The 4,380-nt window shown below is 70.5% G+C and carries 4 protein-coding genes; all 4 read right to left on the minus strand.

Annotated features, from left to right (window positions below; genetic code table 11):
* Nucleotides 1–70: 70 nt before the first annotated feature.
* On the minus strand, nucleotides 71–1,156 hold the full coding sequence (locus D180_RS21180) for a GGDEF domain-containing protein (protein ID WP_017914344.1): 1,086 nt from the start codon (nucleotides 1,154–1,156) through the stop codon (nucleotides 71–73).
* 269 nt (nucleotides 1,157–1,425) lie between these two features.
* On the minus strand, nucleotides 1,426–2,502 hold the full coding sequence (locus tag D180_RS21185; RefSeq protein WP_017914345.1) for a GGDEF domain-containing protein: 1,077 nt from the start codon (nucleotides 2,500–2,502) through the stop codon (nucleotides 1,426–1,428).
* 295 nt (nucleotides 2,503–2,797) lie between these two features.
* Nucleotides 2,798–3,844, minus strand: coding sequence for a right-handed parallel beta-helix repeat-containing protein (locus D180_RS21190; protein ID WP_017914346.1), 1,047 nt, complete (start codon nucleotides 3,842–3,844; stop codon nucleotides 2,798–2,800).
* A gap of 82 nt (nucleotides 3,845–3,926) precedes the next feature.
* A partial coding sequence (locus tag D180_RS21195; RefSeq protein WP_043091503.1) for a penicillin acylase family protein occupies nucleotides 3,927–4,380 on the minus strand: 454 nt, incomplete at its 5' end.

Consider the following 4,380-nt stretch of genomic DNA (forward strand, 5'->3'; position numbering starts at 1 on the left):
TCCGGTAGCGTGCGTGTTCGACGCCGGCGATGCGTGCCGCGGGATGCGGCTCCTTGCCGCGCGCCTCCCGCTACGCCGGATCCGCCGTCGGCGCCGCGCTGTCGAGGGCGCCGTGCACGGCCGCCATGGGGGCTGGCCCTGTGGCGCTGTCCAGGCAGATCCGGCTCTTGCCGTCGCGCTTGGCCGCATACAGCGCACGGTCGGCACGCTTGAGCAGATCCGAGACATCGCCGTCGGGATGCATGCGCGCGATCCCGGCGCTGAACGTGAAGGCCACGCCCTTGGCGCGGGTCTGGCGCACGCGTTCCAGCAACCGCTGCAGCAGGGCATCGGTCTGCGCGTCGCTCATGCCGTCGAGCACGATGCCGAATTCCTCGCCGCCGAGCCGGCCGACCCGGCAGCCGTGCCCGAGCCGGGTCAGTTCGGCGGCCAGGGCCAGCAACACCGCATCGCCGACATCGTGGCCATGGCGGTCGTTGACCTGCTTGAAATCGTCGATGTCCAGCATCACGAACTGCAGCGTGCCGCGGCGACCGCGCTCGGCAGCCAGCGCATGCAGTTGCGCCATCAGGGCGCGCCGGTTGGCCAGCCCGGTCAGCGCATCGGTCTCGGAGATGCGCCGGTAGTCTTCCTTCAGGCGGTAGGTGATCAGCATGCTGCGCGCGAAGGTGCGGTTCATGGCCAGGCCGATCAGCGACACCGCGGCGACCAGCAGCCCCAGCAGCATCGGGTCGCTGGCGGCCGCCGGTGGCAGTGACCGACCGGTCAGCATGATCGTCCAGGTGTATGCCAGCGCCAGCAGGTAGTCGCGCGTGAACGGGAACAGCAGATTGATGCCCAGGCACAGGGTGACCGTGGTCGGCAGCCACCAGAATTCGCCGTGTGCGCCCATCTGCCGCAGCTCGATCTGATACACCCACGACAGCAGCAGCACGTACAGCGCGCCGCTCAGGCGCCAGTGCCAGAAGCGGCGGACCAGCAGGGTGCAGGCGGCGGTGCCGAGCAGCGCGGCCAGCAGGATCAAATTGACCAGGCCCCATGGTCGCTGCAGATACGGATTGAACAGCAGCGTCGCGACCCAGATCGACAGGGTCAGCGCTTGAATGGCCGTGGTCGACCGGCCCAGCAGGTGGCGGATGTATTCCGGGTACGTCATGTGCTGCCCAACGGCGCGTCCCGGCCGGTTCGTGATGTGCGGACGCCGACGCGCACGCGCTGGATCGATGGCAGCGTATCGGCATGCCGGCGTGGCGGCTTGAGTGACCGCAGCGCCTGCGGTTCAGCCTGTTGGTGCCGCACGCAGCGGCGGTGAAGCGGGGTGGACGTCTGCGCTGTCTGCGTCGGGCCTGAAGTGCGTGCACCACGAGCGAGTGCGCTGCGGGGCGGCGGCATGCGCCGCCCCGCGGGGGCTGTTGGTGCTGCGTGCTACAGCGACGTGGCGGCCGGCAGCGCGGGATCGCCTGCAAACGCCGCGGACGTGCCGGCCGACACCGGCGTGGCGCCGTCCAGGCGAAGGCTGCCGTTGCCCGCCTGCCGGGCGGCGGACAGCGCGCGGTCGGCGCGGGCGAGCAGGTCGGACAGTTCGCCGCCGGCCGGCAACGAGGCCATGCCGACGCTGCAGGTGAAGCTTGCGCCATCCACGCGCAGGCCGCGGATGCGCTGCTGCAGGCGCTGCACCAGTGCGCTCGCCTTGTCCTGCGACACGCCCTCGAACAGCAGGCCGAACTCCTCGCCGCCGAGGCGGCCGACGCGGCAACGCGGGTCCAGCCGCACCAGTTCCGTCGCCAGCGCCTGCAGCACCGCATCGCCGACGTGGTGACCGTGCTCGGCGCCGATCCGCTCGAAGTCGTCGATGTCCAGCATGGCCAACTGCACGGCGTGCTGGGTGCCGACCGCTGCCTGCAGGTCGGCCATCAGCGCGCGCCGGTTGGGGATGCCGGTCAGTGCGTCGGTCGCGGCCAGGCGCCGATAGCCTTCCTTCAGCGCGTGGTTGCTGCGCATGGTGGTGACGAAGATACGGTTCAACGCGAACCCGACCATGGTCACCGCCGCCACCAGGATCTCCAGCAGCGGCAGGTCGGTGGAGGCGGGTACCAGGCTGTCGTGCCAGCCGAGCATGATCGCCCAGGTGCAGGCCAGCGCCAGCAGATAGTCGCGCGCGTGGCAGAACAGCACGCTGTAGCCCAGGCTCAGGGTCACCGCCACCGGCAGCATCCAGGGCAGACCGGCGCCGCCCATGTGGTGCAACTGCAGCCGGAATGCGGCGTCGAACGCGATCACCGACAGGAAGGCGCTCAACCGCCATTGCCAGAAGTGCCTGGCCATGCGCATGACCACGCCGCTGCCGAGCATGGCGGCGAACGCCAGCGCATAGCGCGCGTCCAGTGGGTGGCTCAGGTAGGGGTTGCACAGCAGCAGCGCCAGCCAGACGCACAGGGTCAGGCCCTGGATCGCCAGGATCGGCGTGTCGAGGGTGCGGCGGACATGAAGGTGGTAGTTCATCTGCTCTCCCAGAGCGCCGCGGCACTCCAGCGTCTGCGGCACGGCCGGTCGGTGGTCCAGCGCGGTCCGTCGGTCGCTGGGGCGTCGTCACCGGTTAGCGGCCGCTGCAGGCAGAGCTTTAATGGATGTGTCGCGGCGTGCGTGTCGCCCGCCTGGTGGTGGTCCGACACCCGCCTGGACGCGGCCTGGCCTGGGGGGGCACACCGGTTCTGCCGCCATGCGCGGGCTGGGGCGCCCCGGCCGACCTGTTCAAGGCCGGCCGGGTGGCGTGCGCAGGCGCCGCGGCCGCGCGCGCTTATTCGAAGCGCACGCAGTGGCCGTAGCGTTCGGGCTGGATGTCGATGCCCGAGGCGTCGGCCTGGTTGTTCTTGCGCCACAGGTTGGGGCGGAACTCCGGGCCGGTGCAGTTGGCCGCGCTGTCCACGCCGATGGTGTAGGTGTAGGGGTTGCCGCGGAAGGTGTTGTTCTCGAACGTGTTGTCCTGGCTCATGCTGTTGTCCCAGCACAGGATCTGCGGCGTGCGCTGGCGGATCGAGCAGGTCAGGTAGAGCCCGGCGCCCTTGTTGTCGATGAACTGGTTGCCCGCGAACAGGTTGCGCCGCGCGTCGGCCAGGTACACGCCCTGGCTGCCGTTGCGCTCCAGGCGGTTGTCGCGGATCTCGCTGTCTTCCAGGTGCTCGGTGGTGATGCCGGCGGCGACGTTGTCGTGGATCACGTTGTCGATCAGCTTGACCTTGGCGGTGCGGTTGAAAGACACCCCGTCCCAGGTCGCACCGGACACGTCGTTGTGCGCGATCAGCAGGTCGCGGCTGTCGAACTCGCTCAGCAGGCAGGCGCTGCGGCACTTGCTCACTCGCAGGTGGGTCAGCTGGATGTTCTGGCCGTTGCGCACCACCACCAGGCTGTTGCTCAGGTACGGGCGTTCGGGCATGAACTCCTTGTCGATGGTGCCGCCGACGATCTGCAACTGCTCCACGCGCACGTCGCGGATCGGCCGCATGGGGCGCTCGTTCTGATAGTCGCCGATGACGATGGTCGGCTGCTGCACGTGGTCGCGCATGCGCAGCACGGTGCTGTCGCCCTGGCCGCGCAGGCGCAGGCCGTCGCGCTGGATCGAGATCAGCTTGCCGACCGGGAACTCGCCGGCGCTCAGGCACACGGTGGCGGGTTTGCCGTCGTTGGGGACGCGGTCGATCGCGGCCTGCAGATCGTCGCCGGGTTGGGCGCGCACGCTGCAGTCGGAAGCGGCCGCGGGCGCGTCGGCAGCCGGCGTGGCACAGGCGGAAAACGACACGGCCGCGGCGAGCGGCAGCAACAGGGCGAGCAGGGGAGGGCGCTTCATCGGTAGGCAGACTCGGCAGTGGGGGAAGGGGGAAGGCAGGCCGGCGTATGCAGTCGGACGCCGGCGCGGAGCCGATCGCGGGTCATTGTGGTGCGGACGGGCTTAATGTCAGCGTGTGCCGGGTCGGGCCGGGCAGGAACTTTGTGGCGCGGCCCTGCACCCAGTCGGCGTGGCCGGCGCCCCAGAACGGCGACAGCGGGTGGCCGCTCTGGCCGCCGGGCATGTGCACGATGCCGTCGGCCTCGTGACCCGGTGCCACCACCATGCGCTCGGAGGCGCCGAACGCCGGGCGCTGCACCCGCGGCATGTCGTCGTCGCCGGGCAGCGGCGTGTCCGGCATGCATAGCCAGCCGCGCAGCGGCCCGGGCAGGCCCTGCGCCAGCGGATGGCAGATCGCCGCGCGGTTCTCCAGGCCCCAGCGGCGCGTGTCCAGCGGGCCTTCGGCCTGCAGGTGCGTGCGCACCTCGGCGGCGGCGTCTTCCAGCAGCGCCTGCCAGCTGCCGTAGCGGCGCGGCAGCAGGTGCAGCGGCTGTTGC

It is taken from the genome of Xanthomonas sp. SHU 166 (genome assembly GCF_000364685.1).
GTDB classification, from domain to species: domain Bacteria; phylum Pseudomonadota; class Gammaproteobacteria; order Xanthomonadales; family Xanthomonadaceae; genus Xanthomonas_A; species Xanthomonas_A sontii.